The following is a 25,917-nucleotide window of genomic DNA, read 5'->3' as shown; positions in this document are numbered from 1 at the left end:
ATGGGCCACATCCTCGCGCTCGACGAGGGGACCACGTCCACACGTGCGGTCATCTTCTCCGAAGATGGCCGCACTGTGGCATCCAGCGCCCAGGAATTCCGACAGCACTTCCCCGGCACCGGGCTCGTCGAGCATGACGCCGCCGAGATCTGGCGAACCAGCCGCGAAGTCATCGGGCGCGTGCTCGGCACCGCTTCTCTCACTGCCGCTGACATCAGTGCCGTCGGAATCACCAACCAGCGCGAGACCACCGTGCTGTGGGACAGGCGGACCGGTGAACCCGTCCACCGGGCGCTCGTGTGGCAGGACACCCGCGGCGGTGAGTTCGTCACCCGGCTCACCGAAGCGGGCCTGGCCGACGAGATCCTCGGCATCACCGGGCTGCCCGTCAACACCTATTTCTCGGCGGTCAAGCTCATGTGGCTCCTCGATTCCGATCCTCGGATCCGCGAGCGCGCCGAGGCGGGTGAACTGCTGTTCGGAACGATCGACAGCTGGCTGATCTGGAACCTCACGGGAGGTCCGCGGGGCGGTCTGCACCTCACGGATGCGACCAACGCCTCCCGCACGCTGCTCATGGATCTCGCGTCCCTGCAATGGTCGCCACGCATGCTCGAGATCACCGGGATCCCGGAGGCCGTGCTCCCGGAGATCCGCCCCTCGATCGGCGAATTCGGGCGGGTCGACGCGAACCAGCTCCTGGGCGGAGTGCCGATCACCGGTGTCCTCGGAGATCAGCAGGCAGCAGCCTTCGGGCAGTGCGCATTCTCCCCCGGCGACACCAAGAACACCTACGGCACCGGCTGCTTCCTGCTGACCAACACCGGGACGGAGATCCGCCGGTCCTCGCATGGCCTGGTGAGCACCGTCGGGTATACCATCGCCGGGCAGCCGCCCAGCTATGCGCTCGAGGGCTCGATCGCAGTCGCGGGATCCGTGGTGCAGTGGCTGCGCGACGAGCTGGGGCTGATCTCCTCCTCGGCGGAGATCGAGGAGCTGGCCGCCAGTGTCCCGGATTGCGGCGATGTCTACTTCGTGCCGGCATTCTCGGGGCTGTTCGCCCCGCGGTGGCGCCCGGATGCTCGCGGGACGATCGTCGGCCTCACCCGCTTCACCACCAAAGCTCACATCGCCCGCGCGGCTCTCGAGTCCACTGCATTCCAGACCGCCGAGGTGCTCTCCTCGATGCGGTCGGATTCCGGTTTCGAGATCGAGCGGATCTCCGCCGACGGCGGGATGAGCGTCAACGACACCCTCATGCAGTTCCAGGCAGATGTGCTCGGGTGTGAGGTCGTCCGGCCTCGCATCGTGGAGGCGACGGCACTCGGAGCCGCTTTCGCCGCTGGGATCGGGGCCGGAACCTATGCGGACACGCAGGAGGTCGGCCAGTTCCGATCAGTCGCCCGCAGCTGGACGCCGCAGATCGATGCCGGCGAGCGAACTCGCATCCTGCGACGATGGGATGACGCCGTGCAGCGGTCTCTCGGCTGGGTCTGAGGATCCCGGCGGCGCGTGAGAACCCGCCGAGATCGAGGTTCACTGGCGCAAGTCGTGGTCGGACGCGGATCAGGACAGTCAGCTCCCGGTCCGACCACTCAGCTCACGACAGGACGATCGGCTCCCGACAGACCGGTCAGTCCCCCGACAGACCAGTCAGCTCCCGACAGGACAGTCAGCTCCCGGTCAGGGCTCCGAGGTGTCCGCGGGCGGGTCGATCCGCTTGGCGAAGCGCTCTTTCCTGGCCTCGTTGCGACGCCGCTCGAGGGCCCGGTCCGTCAGCGCGTCGTGCACCCAGATCGGCACCGTCGAATCCACTCGCTCCCGGAGTGCCGGATCCTCAGCGAGCTGAGAGTCGAGGTCGCGCTCACTCCACTGGAAGCAGGCCGCCGAGGCGGGTCCGATCAGGCCGAGGAAGACGAATCCCACCAGCACTCCGCTTGCCATGGCGATGGACTCGCTGAGCAGCAGGAACGCCAGCAGGATGCCCACCAGGATCGCGACGACGAGGACGCTGACGCCGGCGGGCATGTTGCGGGGTGCGCGGGTCTTCTTGGGCCGGGTCAGCTGCAGCGCGTCGAGCGGATCCCTGTGCAGTCCGCGTGTGCTCAGCACAGCGCCCACGGCAGCTACCACCCCGACCATCGTCATCGTGGTGGCGATGAACAGCATCACCGAGTCGGCCGGGGTCGATCGGAAGGCGGCGATCGCAGCACCGACGGCGACCGACAGCATGGCGAGCGCAATCAGCAGATACGCGAAGAATGCCGAGGTCCGCAGTCCCATGACTGTCGCGACCTCCTGGCGGACGAGCTGCCGTCGCTGCTCGTCGTAGCGCTCATCCTCGATCATGAGCGGACGTAGCCCCTGCTCAGATCCACGACGTTGAGAAGCGGCTCGTCGGCCAGGAACCGATCCCAGTTGTCCATGAACTGATCCGCCAGCCGGTCGGTCCAACCGTGGGTGTCGCCGCTCATGTGGGCGGTGACGACGGCTCCCGGGCACTCCCACAGGGGATGACCGGCAGGCAGCGGCTCAGGATCCACTACGTCGAGCCCGGCGCCGGCGATCTCACCGGACCGCAGAGCGGCCACCAGGTCCTCGGTGATGACCGAGGCGCCGCGGCCGACGTTGATGAGCCGAGCCGACGTCGGCAGGGCGGCGAGCACCTCGGCGTCGATGAGCCCGGTCGTCGCGGGAGTCAGCGGGGTGACATTGATGAGCCAGTCGACGTCGGCGACGTGCGAGGCGAGCTGGGCCGAGTCGGTGATGTCGCCGAACACCGGGTCGTTCGAGCGCGCGTAGGACCCGGCACCGCGCACCTCGATTCCCACCGCCACGAGCAGGCGTGCGATCTCACGGCCGATCGAGCCGGTCCCGACCACGAGGGCGCGCGTGCCCGCGATGTTCTCGGTCTCCCGCCGGTGCCAGGTGCGCTGGGCCTGCAGCTCCAGTGACTCCGGCATGTCCTTGGCGAACAGCAGAATGAAGGCCAGCACGAACTCGGCAATCGGGCGGTCGAAGATGCCGCGGGCGTTCGTGAGCACGATGTCGGACTCCCGCAGCGCCGGAAACATCAGGGTGTCGACTCCGGCCGACGCGGCATGGATCCACCTGAGGTCGCCCGCCGAATCGAATGCGTCCTCCAGTGCGGTGGAGAAGAAATCCCACATCAGCAGGGCATCCGCTCCGACGAGGGCCTCTGCGAGCTCAGGGGCGGTCACCCACCGGACTTCTGCGCTCTCCGGCAGTCGATCGAATTGAGCGGGTCGCGGCTTGTCCTCCGCCGTCAGAATCGTCAGCACCGTCATCGTCGCGCTCCTCGTCCTCTGCGTCCTCGGCCGAGTCCACTGTATCCAAGGACGCATGGGCCGGGTCCGCCGGTGCTTTCGCCACGACTGCGCGAGGAGGAACGCTCGCCCGGTCGATTCGCGTCGCCAGCGGGATCTCCTTGATGAACAGCACGAACACCAGCCCGATCAGCGGCAGCGGCGCCACCCAGAGGAACAGGGGCATGAGCGCGTCGTTGTAGCCGGTGACCACCGCGTCGTGGAGGCGCCCGGTCATCTGGGAGACCGCCTCGGGAGTGAGCCGGTTCGCGCTCTGCGCGCCGGCACCCGTCGGCATCACTGCAGACAGGTTGCTCATCAGCCGACTGGTGAACAGTGCGCCGATCACAGCCATGCCCAGGGTCGCCCCGATCTGGCGGAAGAAGTTGTTCGCAGCCGTGGCAGTGCCGACGATTGCGATCGGGAAGGAGTTCTGCACGATGAGAACCAGCAGCTGCATGCTCAATCCCAGCCCCAGTCCGAGCCCGGCCAGGTGCAGGATCGACCAGACGGCATGGGAGTCGGCCTTCATGAAGGACATGAACACCAGAGCGGTGACGATCAGCACCATGCCGACGATCGGGTACGCCTTGTATCTGCCGGTGCGGGCGACGATGAAGCCGACGGCGGTCGACGACACGAGCATCGTGCCCATCATCGGCACCATCATCAGGCCGGCCACCGTCGCGTCGATGCCGTGGACCATCTGCAGGTAGGTCGGCATGTAGCTGAGCACGCCGAACATCGCCACGCCGATCGTCAGTCCGGCACAGGTGGCGAGCACGAAGTTCCTGTCGCGGAACAGCGTCATCGGGATCACCGGCTCGCTGACCCTGCGCTCGACGAACACGAACGCGATGCCGGCCACGAGGGCGGCGGCGATCATGCCGAGGATCACCGGCGAGTCCCATGCGTACTGATGTCCGCCCCACGCCGAGACCAGGATGACCGAGGAGGTGAAGATCGCGACCAGCACCATTCCGCCGATGTCGATCTTGGGTCGCTTCTCGTGGGTGACACGCGGAATCTTCAGGAACAACGCCGCAGCGACGATCGCGAAGATGCCGAGCGGGAAGTTGATGGCGAAGGCCCAACGCCATCCCGGTCCGTCGGTGAGCCAGCCGCCGATCAGCGGTCCGGCGACAGAGGAGACGGCGAACACAGAGCCCATGATGCCCATGTACTTGCCGCGCTGGCGGGCGGGCACGACCGCGGCGATGATCGCCTGCGACAGGATCATCATCCCGCCACCGCCGATGCCCTGGAACACACGGCCCGCGATGAGCAGCATCATGTCCTGGGCCAGCATTGCCAGCAGCGAGCCGAACATGAACATCACGATGGCGAAGATGAACAGCGGCTTCCGGCCGAACAGGTCACCGATCTTGCCGTAGACGGGCATCATGATCGTCGAGGCGAGCATGAACGCGGTCGAAACCCAGAGCATGAGATCCACGCCGTCGAGTTCGCCGACGATGGTCGGCAGCGCGGTGGCCAGCACCGTCTGGTTGAGGGAGAACATGAACATCGACACCATCAGGCCGATGAAGAGGAGCAGGATGGCGGTCCTGCTCATCTCTGCACCGGCGGTCGCCTCGGGTCCCGACGCGGGGGGCTTTCCGCTGCGCGCAGCCGTCATTTCCTGGGTCCCTTCACGACATCGAGGAACAGGCGCACGGAGCGCTCGAAGATCTCCGTCGAATAGTCCTCTTCGAGGTCCGCGCGCTCCTTCTGCGCGATCCGGCGGGCAGTGGCACGCAGCGGGGCGACGCAGACCAGCACCAGCATCCGCGCCACCTCCTCGAGCGGCTCCTGCGAGTCGTATTCGAGGCCGTGCTGACGGATTCGTGAGGCGACGACCTCGGTCACCTGATCCTCAAGACGTTCGTTCTTCTCGAACTGCCGGCGCAGGAGCGCGGGATGCTGAGCGAAGATTCGGCGCCGACCGGTGGCCACCTCGTCGTCGTTGAACGTCAGCATGAAGGCGGCGTGGATGAGGCGGGCGATGTCCTCGACGAGGGCCTCGGGTTCCAGCGGACGTTCCAGGAACTCCGCGATCTGCTCGTCGTCGAGGGTGCGGTCGGTGAAGCCGACGATCGCGTCCTCTTTCGAGGAGAAGTAATTGAAGAAGGTGCGGGTCGATACGCCGGCTTCAGCGGCGATGTGCGCGACGGTCGCATTCTCCAGTCCTTGGTCCAGGACTTGGTGAACAGCGGCGACATGGATCGCTCGGCGGGTCAGCCGAGCCTTTCGGTCCCGGTGAGACTCCTCTTCCGGGGCAGCACAATTCGTGGGATTCTCGGCAATGCTCATGGTGCAATTTTGCATCTCATGCAACTTTTCGTCAAATGCATTTTTGCACGAGTGCAGAACCGTGACGGGCGCCACCGCAGGTCGAGACAGGTCGGGGCGGATCGAGACAGGTCGAGGCGGGGCGAGACTGGAGCTGCGCGGCGAGGCGCTGCAGGGCGAGCAGGCCCCAGGGCCGCGGCGATCGAGAGAGACCCTGCAGGTCCAGATCGACCTTTCGGTCCGGCTTCCCGTCGATGCGACGCCGGCCGAGCTACATCATCGAGCGCAGGCGGGCCCGCTGACGCTCGAGGATCTGCAGCTGATCGAGCAGGCGCGCACTGGTCTCCACGTCGGTCGGGTCTGTGCGCTGCAGCCGCGAGTGCAGCTCTCCCGCGATCCGCACCATGTCCTTGTCGAACAGCCGTGCGATGATCCCTCGGGAGTACCGCTCGACTCCCTGGCTGTCAGTTGCCGGGATCGGTTCGACGGCCAGCTCGCCGACCAGGCCGCGGACCTCATCCGGAGCGGCTTCGAGCACCTTCTCCGGCCAGTTCGCCGGATCGGACAGCCCCACCCGAATACCGCCGGCTTCCTGCATGGCGCGGTGGACCAGGCGATGCGCGGGATCACTGAATACCTTCACATTCAGGCCGTCGAACAGCTTGGCATTGACGAAGCCGGGCTGCTGGAGCGCAACCTGCAGGGCCCCTCGCTCCACTTTGAGTCCGGTGACGTCCACCGGCGCTCCCCCGAGCTCGGAGGCATAGGCCTCCACCGCGGCCGAGGTGTCCGCAACATCGTCCGACCCTGTGGGTCGTGCACTGCTGCGCACACCGTCCCGGCCCTGCCGGCCGTGTCGGCCTCCCTGGCCCTGCCGATCCTGCGAGCCTCCCTGACCGGACTGGCCCCGCTGACCCTGCTGGCCCCGTGAGTCCTGTCGACGGCCCCGATCCTGACGATCGGGAACGTCGGATTCGCCCGGTCGACCCCACGGCTCCTGCCGAGGTCGGCTCCGCTGGCCCGACTGCTGCCGGTCATACTGCCCAGCAGGGTGCTGACCGCGTTGGTCCTGTTGGCTCGGTCGGCCCGGCTGTGTGGCAGTGGACGACCCGGGACCCGAACTCTTGCGGGCCGCGCGAACCGCCCGTGCCACCTCCGCGGGGTCGACGCCGAGGTGGCCGGCCACGAATCGCTCATAGCCGGGTCGCAGCGCAGCATCCCGGATCTGCGCGATCACCGGCGCAACGGCGCGCATTGCTCCGACCCTGCCCTCGACGGTGCTCAGGTCGAACCGGTCGACAGTCGAGGTGATGGCGAACTCGAAGAGCGGTCGGCGCGACTCGATGAGCTCGCGGACTGCGGAGTCTCCCTGAGCGATTCGCAGGTCACAGGGGTCCATTCCGTGCTTCTCGACGGCCACGAAGGTCTGGGTGACGAAGCGCTGGTCCTCCTCGAAGGCCTTGAGAGCCGCCGCTCGGCCGGCCTCGTCGCCGTCGAAGGTGAAGACGACCTCTCCGCTGTGGGTCGAGTCGTCACCGAGCAGACGCCGGGCGATCTTGACGTGCTCGGCGCCGAAGGCGGTTCCACACGTCGCGACTGCCTGCTGGACTCCCGACAGGTGTGCGGCCATGACGTCGGTGTAGCCCTCGACGATCACGATTCGCTTCGTCTTCGCGATCGACCGCTTGGCGAGGTCGAGGCCGTAGAGGACCTGATTCTTCCGGTAGATCGGCGTCTCCGGTGTGTTCAGGTATTTGGGCCCCTGATCGTCGTCGAAGAGGCGGCGCGCGCCGAATCCGATAGTGCGCCCGGTGACGTCGCGGATCGGCCAGACCAGTCGTCCGCGAAAGCGGTCGTAGATCCCCCGTCGCCCCTGGCTGACCAGGCCCGAGGCGATGATCTCCTGGGTCTCGAAGCCCCGACCGCGCAGGTGGTTGAGCAGGGCGTCCCAGGATTGGGGAGCGAAGCCCACGCCGAAGGTCGCGCACGCGTCGGCATCGAATCCGCGCTCATCGAGATACTGCCGTCCGATCTGGGCAGCCGGACCCTTCAGCTGCTCGCGGAAGAAGCCCTCGGCGACCTCGTGCATGTCGATGAGCCGCTGCCGCCGGCCGACGGCCTCACGATCGGGCCCCTTGCCCTCCTCGTACACGAGCTGCACGCCGACCTTCTCCGCCAGCCGCTCCACCGACTCCGCGAAGGTCATGCCGTCGATCTTCTGCAGGAAGGAGAAGACGTCCCCGCTCTCTCCGCAGCCGAAGCAGTGGTAGAGCCCCACCTGGGGACGGACGTGGAATGAGGGGGTGCGCTCGTCGTGGAACGGGCACAGCCCCTTCATCGAGCCCACTCCGGCGTTCTTCAGGGTGACGTATTCGCCCACGACCTCGTCGAGGCGTGCGCGCGCGCGCACTTCGTCGATGTCCTCACGGCGAATCAGACCCGCCATTGCAGACTCCCGGCCGGCACCCGAAGCGCCCGCTCTCCCCGCACTACAGCAGGCTCGCTTCGTCAGCCTGCATGCGGTGATACGCCGTCCATGCGGAGTGGTCCGTCAGCGAGGCGACCTGGTCGACCACCACGCGGAGTCGGTCAGCGTCGGTGTCTGCCTCCTGATGGTCGAGGAAGAACATCCGATCCATCGCCTCGGGGCGCTCGGAGAAGTATTCGCACAGGGTGGACAGCACCCGGGCCTGGATCCGCTGCAGGCGCAGCCGATCCTCGGCGACCATCACGGTGACTGTTGCGAGCCCCTTGAGCACTGCGATCTCTGTGCGGGTCGCCTCCGGCACCACGAGGCTGCCGTCGTAGCGGCCCAGCGGCTCCCATCCGTACTCCTCGCGAGTCGCTGCCTCCGCAGCTCCTGCGAACCGTCCGATGAGCTGGCTGGTCATGTGCTTGAGCCCGGCCTGAGCACGCCGCGATCCGTCGTAGCGCTCCTCAGGCCAGTACGCCGCCGACTGCAGCCGGTCGAGCGCCTTGACGATGTCCCCGTCACGCGCCTCGGGCAGGTACCAGGACCGCGTGATGTCGATCAGGCCGCCGAGCGCATGATCGTGCTCGTAGGCGAAGAGGTCGAGATGGCCGGAGAACACCGCGTCCTCGACGTCGTGCACCGAGTAGGAGATGTCGTCGGCGAGGTCCATCAGCTGGGCCTCCAGGCACCGCTCACCGTCGGGATGACCGTCCCGGAAGAAGTCGAAGACCTCGCGGTCATCGTCGTAGACGCCGAACTTCCGCACCGGTGCGCCCGTCTTCCCTGACGGCGCGTCGTCGCGTGACCAGGGGTACTTGGTGCAGGCGTCAAGTGTTGCGCGGGTGAGGTTGAGACCCGCGGGACGGCCGTCGGTGCTGAGCACCTTGGGCTCCAGGCGGGTGATCACCCGCAGAGTCTGCGCATTGCCCTCGAATCCGCCGATGCCGGAGCAGATCTCGTCGAGCACCGTCTCCCCGTTGTGCCCGAACGGCGGGTGGCCGAGGTCGTGGCTCAGACAGGCGGTGTCGACGATCTCCGGATCACAGCCGAGGTATCGCGCGAGCTCGCGTCCGACCTGAGCGACTTCCAGCGAGTGGGTGAGCCGAGTGCGCACGAAGTCGTCACTGCCCGGGGAGACCACCTGGGTCTTCGCTCCCAGCCGCCGCAGCCCCGAGGAGTGGAGAACCCGGGCGCGGTCACGCTGGAAGGCGGTGCGGCGGGGGTTCTTCGCCGACTCCGCGACCCACCGCTCCTGATCGTGGGCGGAGTAGCCGGCCACCCCGGCCGACACGACAGCGTTGGCCACCCTCATCCTCCGGACACGTCGAGTTCGGCCAGCGCCAGCTCGGCTTTCCGGGAGTCCTCCATGTACCGCGAGTCGAGCCAGCCTTCCGGCAGGTGGGGCTTCTTGGGGCGGGTGGTGCGCCCGCGGGAGCCCTCGGCATCGGCGCCCGGGTACGGCTGCGCGCGGTCGAGCCCGGCGAGGAGTTCTCGCAGCTCAGCCAGCGAGGACACCATCGCCATGCTGCGTCGCAGCTCACCGCCGACGGGATAGCCCTTGAAGTACCACGCGATGTGCTTGCGCAGGTCCCGAACACCGTAGAACTCGTCGGCGTAGTACTCGGCGAGGTACTCGCCGTGAGTGCAGACGGCGTCGGCGACTTCTCCGAGGCTGGGTCGGATCCGCTCAGGACGACCGGCGAGGGCGTTCTGAAGGTCGCCGAACAGCCACGGACGTCCCTGGCAGCCGCGGCCGATGACGACGCCGTCGCAGCCGGTGGTGCGCATCATCTCCACGGCGTCCTCGGCGGCGAAGATATCGCCGTTGCCGAGGACCGGAACAGTGTCGCCCAGTGATTCCTTGAGACGGGCGATCGCATCCCAGTCGGCGGTTCCGGAGTACAGGTCCGCCGTGGTCCGCCCGTGCAGGGTGATCGCGGCGACTCCTGCGTCGCGGGCGATGCGTCCGGCGTCGAGGTACGTGAGGTGTTCGGCGTCGATGCCCTTCCGCATCTTCACGGTCAGCGGAATGTCCCCCCGGGACGCCTCTCGGACTGCGGTGCGGACGATCGAGGTGAACAGGTCGAGCTTCCACGGCAGGGCGGATCCGCCACCCTTGCGGGTGACCTTCGGGACGGGGCAGCCGAAGTTCAGGTCGATGTGGTCGGCGCGGTCCTCCTCCACGAGCATCCGCACGGCCTGTCCGATGGTCTCCGGGTCGACGCCGTACACCTGCACGGACCGAGGGGTTTCGTACGGCTCATGGTGAATGATCCGCATGCTCTTGGGCGAGCGCTCGACGAGCGCTCGGCTCGTCACCATCTCCGTGACGTAGAGACCGGCGCCGTACTCGCGGCACAGCCGACGGAAAGCGGTGTTGGTGATTCCCGCCATCGGCGCGAGCACAACGGGTGAGGCCAGCTCGATGTCGCCGATGCGCAGGGTCCGCGGCGCGAACTCGGCGTCTGCGGTGGACCCGGGCACAGTTTCCGCGAGTGTGCCGTCTGCGGATGCGCCGTCCGCGGATGCGACATCCACGCGTGCGGCGCGCGTACCCTCGGCGGGCAGCCGAGGCGGCGCGACAACGGGCCCGCCAGCAGCGGACACGCCGACAGCGGCAGCAGTCGGCACCTTCGCACCGACAGGTGCAGCGGGCGAAGCAGCCGCGCCGACAGAGGCAGCGGGAGACGCAGCGGACGCACCGACAGGTGCAGTGGGCGACGCTGCCGCCGACACGTGGGGCGCCTCGGCGGGTTCGACGGCACCGGCCGGGGCGGCGCTTCTCAGGACAGAGCTCGGAATGGTCATCATCAGCATTATTCCAGCATCCGCGCGGGAACTCACGTTCTCCACAGTGAGATGACGCAGGCGCGGGCGGATTGCCCCTGGGTGATGGGGTAGAAGGGAACCATGACGCTTCTCCTCGGCACTGTGCCCGCGCTCGCCGCAATTCTGTGCCTGCTGCTGCGCCGCGGTCCGGTCGTGGCGGCGGCGATGGGGCTGGCTGCGGCGGTTGTGCTCACTGCGGCGGGTCCGTTCGACCTCGAAGTGCAGCCTGCCGGCGCGATCGCCTACGGGGGTCTTGTCCTCGAAGTGCTCACCATTCTGCTCTTCGGCATGATCCTGGCCCGGCTGCTGCAGGACGCCGGCGCGATGGACCGGATCGGCGCAGTGATCGAGCAGGCGGCACCGTCTCGGGTGGCGGGCACCGCACTGGTGGTCTTCGGTGTCGTTCCCTTCGCCGAGGCGGTCACCGGGTTCGGCATCGGCGTCACCGTGGGCGTTCCGATCCTGCTGTCCCTCGGTCACCCCGCCGCTCGGGCTGCGCTGCTCGGCCTGCTCGGCCTCGTCGCTGTGCCCTGGGGCGCCCTCGGGCCCGGCACCGCGGTGGCCGCATCGCTGGCCGGGCTCGAACTGGATGCGCTCGGAGTAGCCACCGGCGTCGTCAACATCGTGCCGACGCTGGTGGCGGCGGTCGCGGTGCTGTGGCTGTGCCGTTCGGAGCGGGATCCGGTGGGCGGCGCTGTGGTTCTGGGGTCAGCGGTGCTGCTGTGGGCCGCGATTCTCAGCGCCAACATCCTCTTCGGCACGCCGCCGGCCGGGATCGTCGGCGCGCTGGTCGTGATCATGGTGCTGCTCGCAGTGTTCCGACTGCGGGGGCGCCGCATCACCGGGGACGCGGTGCTTGCTCGCTCGCTGGTGCCGTACAGCGTGCTGACGGTCGGGCTGCTGGCGGCACGTGGCCTGGTGCGAGGCGGCGAGCACCCTCTTGCTCAGGTGCTCGCCTCCCCCTCCACGTGGCTGGCCATCGCCTGCCTGATGGTGCCGCTGGCCCTCCCCCGGACCACTGACCGGCACACCGTGCGGGCCGCAACACGTGCGTGGGTGCCGGTGGGTCTGTCGACCGCGGGGTTCATGCTCATGGGCTGGCTCATGTCGGTCAACGGCATGAGCCAGGTGATCGGAGCAGGGGTGGCGTTCGCCGGGACTGCCCCGGGCCCGTTCCTGAGCGCTCTCGGGGCCGTGCTCACCGGATCGAACACCGGAGCGAACGCGATGTTCGCCTCCACCGTGCTCGCTCTGGCCGAAACCGCCGAGGCGAATCCGCTCGTCGCGGTCGCGCTCGCGAATGCAGCCGGGTCGTTCGCTGCGCTGGCGGCTCCCCCGCGCGTCGCGATGGCCGTCGGGCTGGCTGCCGCCTCTCCCCCGTCCCGATCCAGCAGTCCCCATTTCGGGAACGAGCACGCCCCTTCCGGGAACGAGCGCGCCGAATCCGGACAGCAGGGTGCCGATCCCGGACAGCAGAGAGCCGAATCCGGACAGCAGAGAGCCGAATCCGGACAGCAGGGTGCCGAATCCGGCATTCCGGATCTGCAGGCGATGACGGCGCGCACGCTGGTGTCGGCGCTGGGGATCGTCGCCATCAGCACCGCGCTGATGGCCGCGCTGGGCCCAGCGGGCCTGCTGGACCCAGCCGTCGGGCTGCTGACGGACTGAGACCAAGCCGCTTCGGGCACGACAAGCCGGCTCGGCAGCTCATGACGGCCCCGATCCGCATCGCATCCGACAAGGCAGCCCGGCAGTCCCGACAACCCCGGCCGGCCCTGCGGACGACACAGGCCGCCGGGCAGGCCATGACGACCCAGCCGGCGGCCTGTGCACGTTCAGCAGCCGAGCGCCTCGGCGAGGAACGGCACCACCTCGGGAACGGCGATCCGCTCCTGGGACATGTCGTCGCGCCTGCGGACGGTGACCGAATCGTCGTCGAGCGTGTCGAAATCGACGGTGATGCAGAAGGGAGTGCCGATCTCGTCCTGACGACGGTAGCGGCGACCGATGGCGCCGGCGTCGTCGAACTCGACGTTCCAGCGCTTGCGGAGGTCTGCGGCGAGGCCCTTGGCCTTGGGCGACAGCTTCTCGTTGCGGCTCAGCGGCAGCACGGCCGCCTTGACCGGCGACAGTCGCGGATCGAGCTTGAGGACGGTGCGCGTGTCGACTCCGCCCTTGGTGTTGGGCGCCTCGTCCTCCGTGTAGGCGTCGACGAGGAACGCCATGAGCGAGCGCGTCAGGCCGAATGAGGGCTCGATGACGAACGGCGTGTACCGGGAGCCGCTCGCCTGGTCGAAGTACTGCATCTTCGAACCGGAGTTCTCGGTGTGGTTGGACAGGTCGAAATCGGTGCGGTTGGCGATGCCCATGAGCTCACCCCACGCCGAGCCCTGGAACCCGAACTGGTACTCGATGTCGATAGTGGCCGCGGAATAGTGCGCGCGCTCGTCGTCGGGAACATCGAAGCGACGCATGTTGTCGGGGTCGATGCCGAGGTCGATGAACCAGTCCCAGCAGGCCTCCACCCACTCGGTGAAGAAGCGGTCGGCATCGTCCGGGTGGGTGAAGAACTCGATCTCCATCTGCTCGAATTCGCGGGTGCGGAAGATGAAGTTGCCCGGGGTGATCTCATTGCGGAAGGCCTTGCCGATCTGGCCGATGCCGAACGGCGGCTTTCGGCGGCTGGCGGTGACCACGTTGTTGAAGTTCACGAAGATTCCCTGCGCCGTCTCCGGGCGCAGATAGTGGAGACCCTCTTCGTTGTCGACCGGCCCCAGGAAGGTCTTGACCAGGCCCGAGAACATCTGCGGCTCGGTCCAGCTGCCCTCCTGACCCGTCTCGGGATCGCGGATGTCTGCAAGGCCGTTCTCCGGCTCCTTGCCGTGCTTGGCGACGTAGGCCTCGATGAGGTGGTCGGCACGGTAGCGCTTGTGCGTGTGCAGGGACTCGACGAGCGGATCGACGAAGGTCTCGACGTGGCCGGAGGCCTCCCAGACCTTGCGCGGCAGGATGATCGACGAGTCCAGACCCACCATGTCATCGCGGCCGCGGACGAAGTTCTGCCACCACTGCGCCTTGATGTTCTCCTTGAGCTCGACGCCCAGCGGCCCATAATCCCAGGCCGAACGGGAACCGCCGTAGATCTCTCCAGCTTGGAAGACGAAACCACGTCGCTTGGCCAGGTTGATGACGGAATCCAAAGTCGATGCCACGCAAATCTCCTTGAGTCGAGGGCGAACGGCTGGCTGTCGTTCGCATGCGCGTCCAGCGTATCGGACCCGTGGTGAGTCCAGCCGCACCGGCGAGCAGGAGAAGAAGCGAGCTGGAGGGGAAACCGACAGATCCCCGACCTCACCGGATGGGCCGGCCAGGTGAACCCGAGGCGAACCAGATCGTGCCCTTCCCGCTCCTCCGGCTCGCCCCTTCGGCTTCTCCTCGTGCGTGTGTCTCTCCTCACCACTGCCGGAATCTGGCTCAGGGGATCAGCACGACCATGTAGACTGGACGCACACCCAAACCTTTCAGGCCGTTATGGCGCAGGAGCTCCTTACTCCGGTGCGAATGCTCGTCGGATACGCCGTTCGCCGGTAATGCTCACGCAAGCGCAGCTCGGGCCGCATGGGTCGATCGCCAAACCAGTCACCTGCGATCAAGTGTGTGCTGAACCGTGAAGAGAGTTACCGATGTCCTTCGAGACCTCACTCAATCCTGCCCTCAACGCCTCGACTCCGAATCCCTCCGCCTCGGCGCCTGCTGACGCAGACGCCGCCCAGCCGGCGACCGCCTCGGTGGCTGCCGAAGCCGCTCCTCAGGCTGCTGAAGCCGGCGCTGCCCAGCCCGCGACCGCCTCGGCAGACAAGCCCGCGACCACCTCAGGCGCTCCGGCCTCGACACCTCCGGCCGACCGGTCGAGCGACGAGCTGCCCCTCTTCTCCGAGTTCGACCTCGATGAGAAGGTGCTGGCGGCCGTGTCCGACCTCGGCTACGAGCGGCCCTCTCCCATCCAGGCCCAGACCATTCCGCTGCTCACGGCCGGCCGTGACGTGATCGGACTCGCGCAGACCGGAACCGGCAAGACCGCAGCCTTCGCTCTCCCGGTGCTCAGTCATCTGGCGCATGCCGGGCGAGCGGACGACGGCCCCTTCGCTCTCGTCCTCACGCCGACTCGCGAGCTCGCGCTGCAGGTCGCCGAGGCGTTCACCAGCTTTGCGACGCATCTCCCGGACTTCTCGGTGCTGCCGATCTACGGCGGTCAGTCGTACGGCCCGCAGCTGTCCGGCCTCCGCCGGGGCGCGCAGGTCGTCGTCGGCACCCCCGGTCGTGTCATCGACCATCTCAAGCGGGGATCGCTCCGGCTCGGCAGCCTGCAGCACCTCGTGCTGGATGAGGCCGACGAGATGCTCAAGATGGGCTTCCAGGAGGACATCGAGGAGATCTTCGCGGCAACCGGCACCGAGCGCCAGGTCGCGCTGTTCTCTGCGACCATGCCGCAGTCGATCCATCGGATCACGGGGAAGTACCTCGACAACCCGGCCGAGGTCAGGGTCAAGTCGAAGACCACCACCGGGGCGAACATCCGGCAGCGGTTCCTCACGATCATGCATTCGCACAAGCTCGATGCGCTCACCCGGATCCTCGAGGTCGAGGAGTACGACGGCATCATCATGTTCGTGCGCACGAAGCAGGCCACGGAAGAGCTCGCGGACAAGCTGCGCGCGCGCGGGCTGTCGGCCGCCGCGATCAACGGCGACATCCCGCAGCAGGCACGCGAGCGGACCGTGGAGCAGCTGCGCTCCGGGGCGATCGACATCCTCGTCGCCACCGACGTCGCCGCCCGTGGCCTCGACGTCGAGCGGATCTCCCTCGTCGTCAACTACGACATCCCGCACGACACCGAGTCCTACGTCCACCGGATCGGCCGCACCGGCCGCGCGGGCCGCTCGGGTGAGGCGATCCTGTTCGTGACGCCCCGCGAGAACCACCTGCTGCGCGCGATCGAGAAGGCGACCCGACAGAAGGTCGAACCGCTGAAGCTGCCGACGGTCGAGGAGCTCACCAACAATCGCATCGAGCGCTTCCAGCAGCGCATCACCGATGCGCTGGCGACGCTCGACCTGACTGAGGTGCGCCCGGTGATCGAGCAGTACCAGCAGATCCACGATGTGCCTGCTGATGAGATCGCCTCGGCCCTCGCAGCGCTGCTGCTGGACGGGGACACCCTCACCGCTCAGCCGCTGCCGGAGCCCAAGGCGCGCAACCAGCGTGACCGGAACGAGCGCAGCGACCGCGGGCCGCGCGCTCCTCGCTCCCGCGAAGGCATGCGCACCTACCGCATCGCAGTGGGTCGCAACGACCGTGTCGCACCCGGCGGCATCGTCGGCGCGATCGCGAACGAAGGCGGACTCACCTCGGGACAGATCGGCCATATCGACATCCGGTCCAACCACACTCTGGTCGACCTGCCCGATGACCTGCCGCAGTCGGTGTTCGACCGCCTGTCGAGCACCCGGGTGCAGGGCAAGCGGATCGACCTCCGGGTCGACAGCGGCAGGCCCGGCCGTTCCTTCCCCAAGAAGAACTTCGACAAAGGCCCCGGCGACAACCGCAACTTCCGCGGTGACAAGCGCGGCGGCGGGCGCGATCGCTACGAGGGCAAGAAGTTCCGTCGCGACTGAGACTCACCACTGAAGAGTCATGAGGTTGCTGCTGGGAAGTTGCTGCCGTCGGGTGCACCGAGGTGCAGCACTTGTTGCCGCCATCAGGCGCAGCTGAGGCGCAGCGCGCAGCTGCTGCGCCCGGCTCGCGCGACTGAGGCCGGCCCACTCGGGCCGGCCTCTGTCGCGTCTTCCGGACCGTCATGAAGAAGCCAGATCGACCGCCCCTCCGAATCGGCGGTCCCTGGAGGCGTACTCAAGGATCGCCGCCCACAGCGTGCGGCGGTCGACATCCGGCCACAGCACGTCCTGGAACACCAGCTCGGCGTATGCCGACTGCCAGAGCAGGAAGTTCGAGGTGCGCTGCTCGCCGGAGGAACGCAGAAAGAGGTCGACGTCGGGCACCTCGGGCGAGTAGAAGCGGCTCTCCAGAACTCGTTCGGTGATCTTGCCGGGCTTGATCCTGCCCTCGGCAACCTCGTGGGCGATCTGGTTCACCGCGTCGAGGATCTCCGGTCGACCGCCGTAGTTCACGCAGAACTGCAGGACCAGGCCCGTATTGTCCTTGGTCAGCTCCATCGCGTCCTCGAGTTCGGTGATCACCGACTTCCAGAGTCGTCCGCGGCGCCCCGACCACACGATGCGCACGCCGAGCTCGTTGAGCTCGTCACGACGTCTGCGGATCACATCCCGGTTGAAGCCCATGAGGAAGCGAACCTCCTCGGGAGATCGCTTCCAGTTCTCCGTGGAGAACGCATACGCGGACAGATACTGCACACCGATCTCGATCGCGCCGTGGATGACCTCCAGCAGCGAGTACTCTCCGGCCTTGTGCCCCTCGGTCCGCGGCAGACCCTGCTGATTGGCCCAGCGGCCGTTGCCATCCATCACCACCGCCACATGTCGCGGAATGAACTTCGCATCGATCGCCGGCGGACGCGCGCCGGAGGGGTGGGGCGGTGGTGCGGGATAGCTCATGCATTCTCCAGGATTGAAAACGACTTGACGTGGCGCTCCAGGTGCCACTGCACGTACATCATGACCAGCCGAGACGCCTCGGCGGAATTGTGCTCCGCCGTCGCCTCGGCCCGGTTCCAGTCCCCGCTCAGCAGCGCTGCGAGATGGATGATGGTCTCGGTGGTCGGCAGGGCCGTCCCCTGAGGTCGGCAGGCCGAGCACACTGCTCCGCCCAGCGCAGGGGAGAACGCTCGATGCGGTCCGGACTCACCGCACTGCGCGCAGTCCATCAGGCTCGGGGCCCAGCCGGCGACGGCCATGGCGCGCAGCAGGTACGCGTCCAGACTCAGCCGTGGTGGGTGCTCCCGATTGCACAGCGAGCGAACCGCCGAGACCAGGAGCAGATACTGCGTGCGCGTGCGAGGTTCGGCCTCGGTCAGCCGAGTTGCAGTCTCCGCCATCACACTGGCTGCGGAATAGGCGTCGTAGTCGGCGGCGATCGCCCGTGCGAAGGGGTCGATGAGCTCGACCTGGGTCACGATGTCGAGATTCCGGCCGACGTGGCACTGGAAGTCGATGAGCATGAAGGGTTCCAACCGGGAGCCGAAGCGCGATTTCGTCCGTCGAATCCCCTTCGCGACCGCACGGACCAGGCCGTGATTGCGGCTGAGGATCACGATGATGCGATCGGCCTCTCCCAGCTTGTGGCCTCCGACCACAATGCCTTCGTCCCGATAAGTCCTCATCATCAGACCATTATCGCGCACATTCCCATGGCGTCGAAGTCACCACGCACACCTCGCCGAAGCGCCATACACCCCTCGCTCTCGCCCATCCGCGGCGTCGGCCCGGCTCCCGCCATGCGAGCGGGCCCGACGCTCTCCGGAAGCGAATGCAGGTCGTGTCAGCGGACCGCGCGGTTCACGGCGCTGATGACCGCCTTGAGCGAGGACTTGGTCGAGTTGGGATGGAGGCCGGCTCCCCACAGCACTCGATCCCCCACCGCCAGCTCCACATAGGAAGCTGCGACGGTGTCTGCCCCCGTCCCCACCGCGTGCTCGGAGTAGTCCTGGAGCCGGATGTCGATGTCGAACTGCTCCGTGAGCAGGGTGACCAGAGCATCGATGGGTCCGTTGCCCCGGCTCTCGTACGTCCGATCCTGACCGTCGACGACGAGATCGATCTCGATCATCTCCGTGTTCTTCGGCGAATCGACCTCTTCGCCGCTGATCGAGGCGGTGCGCAGACCCTGGATCCGGAAGCGTCCCCAGACGTCGTCGGACGTGTCGGTCGGCAGGTACTCGTCGCTGAAGATTCGCCAGATCTCCTGCGGAGTGACCTCTCCACCTTCTTCAGTGCGCGACTGCACAACCTGGGAGAACTCCACCTGGAGCCTGCGCGGCAGATCCAGTCCGTACTCCGACTTCAAGATGTAGGAGACTCCGCCCTTGCCGGACTGGGAGTTGACGCGGATCACCGCTTCGTAGGTGCGGCCGAGGTCCTTCGGGTCGACCGGCAGGTACGGCATGTCCCATTCCATCTCCTGGATGGGCACCCCGGCCTCGGCAGCGCGACGCTCGCGGTCAGCGAACGCCTTGTTGATCGCATCCTGGTGAGAACCGGAGAACGAGGTGAAGACGAGGTCGCCGCCGTAGGGGTGCCGCTCGTGCACTCCGATCTGGTTGCAGTAGGTGACGGTGCGGATGACCTCGTCGATATCGGAGAAGTCGAGCTCCGGATCCACCCCCTGCGAGTACAGGTTCAGGGCGACTGTGACGAGGTCGAGGTTACCCGTGCGCTCCCCGTTGCCGAACAGGCATCCTTCGATGCGGTCCGCGCCCGCCATCATGCCGAGCTCCGCTGCGGCAACGCCGGTGCCGCGGTCGTTGTGCGGGTGCAGGGAGATCGCAACATCATCCCTGTACGGGACGTTGCGACAGAACCATTCGATCTGATCCGCGTAGGTGTTCGGGGTGCCACGCTCGACGGTCGCAGGCAGGTTCACCACGGTTTCCCGCCCTGCTGCCGGCTGCCACATGTCCAGCACGTTGCCGACGATGTCGAGGGCGAACTCCGGCTCCGTGTCGACGAAGATCTCCGGCGAGTACTGGTACCCGAAGTCCGCGTCGCCGAGCAGGCTCTCTGCGTGCTTCATGACCGCCTGCGTCCCGCGCAGGGCGATGTCTCGGGTCTGGTCGTAGCCGTCGCCGTCGAACCCGAACACGACCTTCCGGAACACCGGGGCGGTGGCGTTGTAGAGGTGGACCGTGGACATCTTCGCGCCGACCAGGCTCTCCACGGTGCGTTCGATGAGGTCCTCGCGCGCCTGGGTCAGGACGGAGATCCGGACGTCGTCGGGAATTGCGTCCTGTTCGATGATCTGGCGCACGAAATCGAAGTCCGGCTGGCTGGCGGCGGGGAACCCGACCTCGATCTCCTTGAATCCCAGCTTGACGAGGAGGTCGAACATCTTGCGCTTGCGGTCGGGGGTCATCGGGTCGATGAGGGCCTGATTGCCGTCACGCAGGTCAGTGCTCAGCCACCGAGGCGCCTGCGAGATTCGCTGGTTCGGCCAGGTGCGATCGCTCATGTCGAGCTGAATACGGTCGAAGAAGGACTTGTACTTCTGAAAGGGCATCGGCGAAGGCTTCTGCAGGTTGGTCATTTCGGCTTCCTCTGTGTTGATTGCGAAGGTTTCGACCGACAGCACAGACTCCGCGACGAGGATGCGGCCTGGATCAGGCCTCGCCGCGGCGGGGAAGGAGGAGCACATGCCAACTCATGCCCTTCACCTTATGCCTTCTGATCGGGCATTTCCGAACGCATCGTCCGAATGGCGGACAGGAGGCAGGGCGGTTTCCGCCGCCGCCACGGAAAGCCGGCCTGGTCAGAGCACAAAGCTCACCCCGTCATGGCAAGAAGCTCACCCCGGCACGGGCGACCGTGAACCCGGTACCCGAGTCAGTTGCGACGCAGGTCATTCCCTCACGCTGCGACGTGCACTTGATGCCATGCGCTTCGATGGACTCCCCGTAATCGAGCATCTGCGCCTTGGGCGCTTCGGGAGCCTCCAGACAGGAGAACCCTGCCCCGTCACTGTTGGCCACGATCACGCCGCCCCAGTTGTCGATTGCGCAATCCTCCGGCTCCTCAGGTGGCTCGTAGTCGAAGCTGGAGATCACGCAGCGTGCACGCTCCGGCTCGATCGTGCACGAGATGTTGCCCGACGGCGAGGCGAAGGAACGCACGTCGCCGCTGGCAGCGGCGGACGCCTCGGGATCCCCCGCTGCATCTTCTGCGGCAGGGGGCGGCGCCGGCATCGACTGCGGGCCGCCCGAATCCGAACCGGTCAGGGAGTCGACAAGGATGTACCCGACGATGCCCAGCACGATGAGCGCGACAAGGACGAGCAGCGCTACCACCCCCGCCGGCTTCTTCTTCCCATCCGTACGCGAACGGGCACCGGCAGCGCCGGGGGCAGCGGGGGCCCCGGCTATACCTGGGGCAACCACAGCACCGGGGGTACCAGCCGTACCTGGGGCACCGGCAGCGGGGGTGCCAGCCGTACCTAAGGCAGCGCCGGGGGCAGCGTGGGCGCCGGGGGCAGCGTGGGCGCCAGCCGTACCTGGGGCAATCGCAGCGCCGGGGGTACGGGCCACGCCGAGGCCGCCTGACGCTCCAGGGACGCCGCCCGAGCCGGAGAGAACCGAGGAGTCGGCCATGCGCGACGATGCCGGCGCTGCTGCGTGCGCCGTCGGCCGGGTACCCGGCTGAGGCGGCATCGTCGGCGAAACTGCTCCCTGAGGCACTGCTCCCTGAGGCACGCTGCGCGGGTAGCCGGCGCCATCTCCGAAGTGCTGTGATCCTGACGATGAGGACGCCACTGCATCGACATCGGATGCCGCCGCACCGGTGAAGCGAGGTTCAGGCGCATTCAAGTGAGGATGCGGGTGATGAGATCCCGCGACGGGCGGTGCGCTGGGAGGCGGAGGCACCATCGGAACGCCGGCGGAACCTCCGGACCCGGCAGCTCCCGGCCAGCGGGACGGCTGCGCCATCTCCTGAGCGCGCTCGGCGTCTGCGCGGGTTGCCTTCGACGCGTCGCGATGCACCTCCGCGCGCGGACCGTCGAGGCGGTCGTCATGGGTGTCGGCGGCGAGCTGCCGGAGCTCCTCAAGGGTGAGCATCCGGGTCGAATCGCCCTCGTTCGAACCTGCCACCCCGGCACTGCGATCTGTCGCCCGTGCGCTGCGCAGCGCCTCCATCTGATCCGGGCTCCAGGCCTGGGTCTCGGCGGAACCCGCCTGCTGCTTCGGCTGACCGACGAAAAGCTGAGTCGTCAGCGACTCCGCGGGATGATCGTCCTGCGGCTGCCGCCGCTGAGGACGATGTTCAGGGGGCGGTGGAACACTCATGGGTCACCAGTGTAGACATCGGCCGAGTTCAGGGGCATCAGGACCTTCTCAGACCGGAGCCGACCGTGGCGAGTCCCCGGCGAGTTCTCGGCGAGTTCCCCGGCTAGTTCCCCGACGCGCCGAGCTCTTCGTTCACCTGCTTCGGGATCCGTGGAAACATGGAAGCATGGTCGCGCTCTCCGCCGCTCGGTTTCTCGCGGCACTCTCTGGAGTCCTGCTGCTCGGCATCGCCTGCTCGACAGTGCCGGCCGAGGCTTCGAACGCATCTGCGTCGAAGGCTGAAGCCGGCTCATTCGCGTCCCCTTCGCAGATCCGACCGACCGATTTCCCGGCCCCCGCTCTGCTCAGTCCTGACGAGTCCGGTCAATCGGGCCGAGGCGGCGAGGCGAACCCAGAACATTCGGACAGGGGCGAGATGTCGGACCCAGCACGCTCTCCCGGCACCGCCAGCCCCGGTGGTCCCGCCTCGCCGTCGGCCGGCCCCGGTGGTCCCGCCTCGCCGTCGGCCGGCCCCGGTGGTCCCGCCTCGCCGTCGGCCGGCCCCGGTGGTCCCGCCTCGCCGTCGGACAGCCCCAGCCTCCCGGGGCTCCCGGGGATCGGCCCCGAGACGATGGCAGAAGTGCCTGCGGAGTCCTCGCAGGTGCTCATCTCGACTACGCCGGGCATCGAGGACACCAACGCGACGACTGCACTGTACGAACGCAACGGAGAAGCCTGGACCGAGGCCAGGCGCTTCGTCGGTCACCACGGCGGCAATGGCTGGCGCGAGGATCGGAAGGAGGGTGACCGCACCTCTCCGATAGGAGTTTTCGCTCTCACCGATGCGGGAGGATACCTGCCCGACCCCGGTTCGAAGCTGCCCTACACACAGGACGATGCGCTGCGGTCCGGTGCTGCGGCCGTATATGGAGAGGACTGGGCCGATGTCTTCAGCTACGTCATCGCCATCAACTACAACCGCGCGGCCGGAACCCCGCCGACCGACGACACCCGACCGATGGGCTGGGATGCAGGAGGCAAGATCTGGTTGCATGTCGATCACGACTCTCCCACTCAGGGCTGCGTGACTATGCAGGCAGAGGACATGGAGTTCCTGCTGCGGACTATGGATCCCGAGCGCACACCACACATCATCATGGGACCCGCCGACGCCATCGGCAGGTGAGGCGGCGCTGGCCGCCCACACCAGGCCGAGCACGGCAGGTGAGACGATGGGCGCGCCCGGCGACCTGACCCTGATCGACAGCTGAGCCCCAGTCAGCACATCCCCACCGCGTGAGGAGACGCATCGATGAAATCGTCAGAGGTAGAACTGACCCAGCTCATCCCGGAGGTCCGCTCGATCCCTCCGGCGCCCGGCGAACCGGCTCTGGTCGAGCTGTATGATTCCGGCCCGTTGGACGGTCATACCGCGGGCATGAGAGTGCAGGTCAACATGGTGGTCACAGCAGATGGGGCGGTCACCGGCAGGGACGGACGCACCGGGTCCATCTCGTCTCCTGCCGACATGCGGGTATTCTCTGTGCTCCGCGCGCTGGCCGACGCAGTCGTCGTCGGGGCCAGCACAACACGTATCGAGCGATACACCCGCCTTTCGGAGAAGCCCCGGTACGTCGAGCAGCGCACGGCCCGCGGTCAACGGCCCGTTCCCATGCTGGTGATCATCTCCCGGTCCGGGCGGCTCGACTTCGAGCGCCTCGCGGAGAAGGGCACATCGGACGTCGTCGTCCACACCTCGACGACGGACGCGGAAGTGCTTGCAGAGCTGCGCGACTTCTGCGGAGCAGAGAACGTCGTCTCCCACCAGGATTCGGTGACCCCTGAAGAGGTGCTCCGCGACCTCCGCGCCCGAGGCGCCCGCCGGGTTCTCTCGGAAGGCGGGCCGACCCTGCTGGGTGAGTGGGTTGCCGCTGGAGTCGTCGATGAGCTGTGTCTGACGATCTCGCCGCTGCTCGCCGGGGAGACTGGGATCGGACCGACCGGTCTGCTCAACGGCACCCGCCTCGCCAGCCCCCTCGAGCTCACCCCACTGAGCCTGCTCACCGATTCGAGGACCTACATTCAGCGGCTGGCCATCCACTCCGCGACGGACTGAGGACGGCCACGCTGTCCGGTTTGCAGTGACGGCCAAGCTGTCCGGGAGCGAAACGGACGGTCCCCTGCTCGGGTTGGAGCGGGCAGGCCCTGGCTGAGGCTGGAGCGGCCGCCCCCAGCCCGCTCTCGAACGGGCAGCCGCCAGTCGGTTTGGAAGTCCCCCTGCCAGGAACGAAATGGTCCTTCACTCTGCCCAGGAGCCGAGTCACGGGCGTGCTGCCCGGGTTGGAACGCATCTCGCGGGCAAGGTCGCCCCTGCTCCCCCGCTGAGGATGCGGCGTCAGGTGTTGAGGATGCGGCTTCAGGTGAGGCAAGCCCACGTCAGACGCCGGCCATCTGCTGCCCGACGGATCAGTCGGCAGCGCTGTCGTTGACCAGCACCTCGGACTCGATGAAGCTTGCGACTTCATCGTTCCAGCGCTCAGGATCGATGTTCCATTCCTTGGTGTGGCGCGCTCGGTCGTATTTCGGCATGGTGACGAGATCCCGCCGCACGGCGGCCAGCGCATGTGACGGACCCGACGGAACGAACTCATCGTCGTCGGAGTGGATGAGGAGAACGCGCTTGTCGAGCTCTGCAGCTCGCCGCACCCAGTCCATGCGATTGAGGTCGAGTGGGGTCTCCAGCCCGGTGATCGGGCGAGCCCAAGGGCGGGTCAGCATGTCGAGAGCGAGGCGGGCGACCGGGGTGGGCAGGAAGTTGATCCGGGCCTGATGATCGAGGACGTCGTACCAGTCGACCACTGGGCCGTCCAGGACGAGACCGGCGATATGACGCCGGTTGCGTCCGCGCGACGCAGCCTGGAACGTGATCGCCGCCCCCATCGACCAGCCGAATACCACGACCCGCTGGGCACCGTGAGCGAGCGCATAGTCAATGGCGACGTCGACATCCAGCCATTCCGTATCGCCCAGGCCGTAGCGCGAAGCGTTGCCGACGCGCACCTCGGCGTCATTCCGGTACGAGATCGCCAATGTGGGCATCCGGAGCGCTTCGAGGACCGGGACGGCTTTGAGGCCTTCGGATCGCGATCCACCGCGACCGTGCACCAGGATGGCCCAAGTGTCACGGGGAGCTTCCGAGCTCGTGGGGAAGAACCAGGCAGGCAGCTCCCCAACATCGGAGGTCAGGGTGATCTCCTCGTACTGCAATCCCAGAGTCTCAGGGTGCGGGTAGAACACTCCTGTCCATCGTCCCCACCGTGCAGAGCGGAGATCACCGGAGGTCACAGCAATGACTTCCCGGGACACCGTCCGGGAGATGGGATCGTATTCGAGGATGTCGCCGATCTGGGCATGGCCGGCACCGGAGTCGAAGTAAAGGCCGTAGCAGCCGCTGACCACCGTGTCCTCATTGGCAGCGAGCTGAACGCGCATGTCGTAGTCGAAGCCGTCGACATGGAGAATCTCGAGCTCCTCGGGAGCCTGCTCGGGGATCACGATGCGACGAGCGAAGTAGACCGCCAGACCTGAGGTGGCGATCGAGGCGATCAACCCGATTCCCGCGCCCACTCCCAGACCCGCCAAGGCGAGTCGCACCGCGCGAGCGGTTGAATCGGGGACGCTCTTGGACATCGACACTCGAATCACCTCCATCGAACAATCCTACTGTTCGGTCCGCGACCCTACTGGCCGGCCCGCACCGTTTCTCCGGAACGCTCATGAGACTTCGTCAACAACGCAGGATACTTGGTCGAAGCAATACACGAGACTTCTGCCGGACAGCTCATGAAGCTTCTCCGAGCAACTCAGGAGACTGATCTGCGGAACATCTCAGGCGTCTTGTTCGTTACGCTTCAGGGACCGACTTGCGGTAGAACCCAAGCATCCCACAGAAGCTGCTCCGCATAGCAGGGAGCACTGTTCACCAGGTGCAC

Annotated in this window: 18 protein-coding genes; 5 read left to right on the top strand and 13 right to left on the bottom strand. The window is 67.1% G+C overall.

The genetic code is table 11. From position 1 onward, the window contains the following. Entirely contained in the window at nt 1–1,497 is a 1,497-nt protein-coding gene (gene glpK, locus LXN01_RS03475; protein ID WP_236863180.1) for a glycerol kinase GlpK, read from the top strand. A gap of 186 nt (nt 1,498–1,683) precedes the next feature. Here glpK and LXN01_RS03470 read toward each other — a convergent pair whose 3' ends face one another. The 7 genes from LXN01_RS03470 to dusB all read right to left on the bottom strand — a co-directional run bounded on the left by LXN01_RS03470 (nt 1,684) and on the right by dusB (nt 10,533). Beyond that, nucleotides 1,684–2,349, bottom strand: a complete 666-nt coding sequence (locus LXN01_RS03470) for a hypothetical protein (protein WP_236863178.1) — start codon at nt 2,347–2,349, stop codon at nt 1,684–1,686. Further along, nucleotides 2,346–3,221, bottom strand: a complete 876-nt coding sequence (locus LXN01_RS03465; protein WP_236863177.1) for a D-2-hydroxyacid dehydrogenase — start codon at nt 3,219–3,221, stop codon at nt 2,346–2,348. Before LXN01_RS03465 ends, LXN01_RS03470 begins: the two co-directional genes overlap by 4 nt. Next, nucleotides 3,208–4,902, bottom strand: a complete 1,695-nt coding sequence (locus LXN01_RS03460) for an MDR family MFS transporter (protein WP_236863175.1) — start codon at nt 4,900–4,902, stop codon at nt 3,208–3,210. Before LXN01_RS03460 ends, LXN01_RS03465 begins: the two co-directional genes overlap by 14 nt. Before the next feature lie 59 nt (nt 4,903–4,961). Then, nucleotides 4,962–5,639, bottom strand: a complete 678-nt coding sequence (locus tag LXN01_RS03455) for a TetR/AcrR family transcriptional regulator (RefSeq protein WP_236863174.1) — start codon at nt 5,637–5,639, stop codon at nt 4,962–4,964. Between the two features lie 250 nt (nt 5,640–5,889). Continuing rightward, complete coding sequence (gene dnaG, locus LXN01_RS03450) at nt 5,890–8,064, bottom strand: DNA primase (RefSeq protein ID WP_236863173.1); 2,175 nt, start codon at nt 8,062–8,064, stop codon at nt 5,890–5,892. Between the two features lie 43 nt (nt 8,065–8,107). Next, nucleotides 8,108–9,403 carry a deoxyguanosinetriphosphate triphosphohydrolase gene (locus LXN01_RS03445; RefSeq protein WP_236863172.1) on the bottom strand — a complete coding sequence of 432 codons (1,296 nt, stop codon included), beginning with the start codon at nt 9,401–9,403 and terminating at the stop codon, nt 8,108–8,110. Next, complete coding sequence (gene dusB / locus LXN01_RS03440) at nt 9,400–10,533, bottom strand: tRNA dihydrouridine synthase DusB (protein WP_272902180.1); 1,134 nt, start codon at nt 10,531–10,533, stop codon at nt 9,400–9,402. The genes LXN01_RS03445 and dusB overlap by 4 nt, the downstream gene beginning before the upstream one ends. 468 nt (nt 10,534–11,001) lie before the next feature. On the opposite strand from dusB, the gene LXN01_RS03435 reads away from it, so the two are divergent. Next, nucleotides 11,002–12,588, top strand: coding sequence for an L-lactate permease (locus tag LXN01_RS03435; RefSeq protein WP_236863171.1), 1,587 nt, complete (start codon nt 11,002–11,004; stop codon nt 12,586–12,588). A gap of 167 nt (nt 12,589–12,755) precedes the next feature. Here LXN01_RS03435 and LXN01_RS03430 read toward each other — a convergent pair whose 3' ends face one another. Then, the gene (locus LXN01_RS03430) at nt 12,756–14,138 is read right to left on the bottom strand and encodes a glycine--tRNA ligase (protein ID WP_236863214.1); all 1,383 of its coding nucleotides are present in this window, start codon (nt 14,136–14,138) and stop codon (nt 12,756–12,758) included. A gap of 465 nt (nt 14,139–14,603) precedes the next feature. On the opposite strand from LXN01_RS03430, the gene LXN01_RS03425 reads away from it, so the two are divergent. After that, nucleotides 14,604–16,595: a DEAD/DEAH box helicase gene (locus tag LXN01_RS03425; RefSeq protein ID WP_236863170.1), complete on the top strand. Its 1,992-nt coding sequence runs from the start codon at nt 14,604–14,606 to the stop codon at nt 16,593–16,595. Nucleotides 16,596–16,775: 180 nt separating this feature from the next. On the opposite strand, the gene LXN01_RS03420 is transcribed toward LXN01_RS03425, so the two are convergent. From LXN01_RS03420 to LXN01_RS03405, 4 genes are all read right to left on the bottom strand, one after another. Then, nucleotides 16,776–17,552 carry an isoprenyl transferase gene (locus tag LXN01_RS03420; RefSeq protein ID WP_236863169.1) on the bottom strand — a complete coding sequence of 259 codons (777 nt, stop codon included), beginning with the start codon at nt 17,550–17,552 and terminating at the stop codon, nt 16,776–16,778. Further along, a complete protein-coding gene (gene recO, locus LXN01_RS03415) occupies nt 17,549–18,277 on the bottom strand; it encodes a DNA repair protein RecO (protein WP_236863213.1) in 729 nt (242 codons plus the stop codon). The genes LXN01_RS03420 and recO overlap by 4 nt, the downstream gene beginning before the upstream one ends. A 158-nt stretch (nt 18,278–18,435) precedes the next feature. Next, nucleotides 18,436–20,196, bottom strand: a complete 1,761-nt coding sequence (leuA, locus tag LXN01_RS03410; protein WP_236863168.1) for a 2-isopropylmalate synthase — start codon at nt 20,194–20,196, stop codon at nt 18,436–18,438. Between the two features lie 244 nt (nt 20,197–20,440). Next, nucleotides 20,441–20,953 carry a DUF6636 domain-containing protein gene (locus LXN01_RS03405; RefSeq protein ID WP_236863167.1) on the bottom strand — a complete coding sequence of 171 codons (513 nt, stop codon included), beginning with the start codon at nt 20,951–20,953 and terminating at the stop codon, nt 20,441–20,443. Between the two features lie 1,408 nt (nt 20,954–22,361). Here LXN01_RS03405 and LXN01_RS03400 point away from each other — a divergent pair. Further along, the gene (locus tag LXN01_RS03400; protein ID WP_236863166.1) at nt 22,362–23,111 is read left to right on the top strand and encodes a L,D-transpeptidase family protein; all 750 of its coding nucleotides are present in this window, start codon (nt 22,362–22,364) and stop codon (nt 23,109–23,111) included. 126 nt (nt 23,112–23,237) lie between these two features. Beyond that, nucleotides 23,238–24,041 carry a dihydrofolate reductase family protein gene (locus LXN01_RS03395; protein WP_236863165.1) on the top strand — a complete coding sequence of 268 codons (804 nt, stop codon included), beginning with the start codon at nt 23,238–23,240 and terminating at the stop codon, nt 24,039–24,041. A gap of 350 nt (nt 24,042–24,391) precedes the next feature. Here LXN01_RS03395 and LXN01_RS03390 read toward each other — a convergent pair whose 3' ends face one another. Next, nucleotides 24,392–25,636, bottom strand: a complete 1,245-nt coding sequence (locus LXN01_RS03390; protein WP_236863164.1) for an alpha/beta hydrolase — start codon at nt 25,634–25,636, stop codon at nt 24,392–24,394. Between the last annotated feature and the right edge of the window lie 281 nt (nt 25,637–25,917).

Origin of the sequence: Brevibacterium daeguense (assembly GCF_021729135.1) — a bacterium.
In the GTDB taxonomy this organism is placed as follows: Bacteria; Actinomycetota; Actinomycetes; order Actinomycetales; family Brevibacteriaceae; genus Brevibacterium; species Brevibacterium daeguense.
Note: the sequence above shows the minus strand (reverse complement) of the source record. Positions and strands in the feature narration are given on the sequence as shown.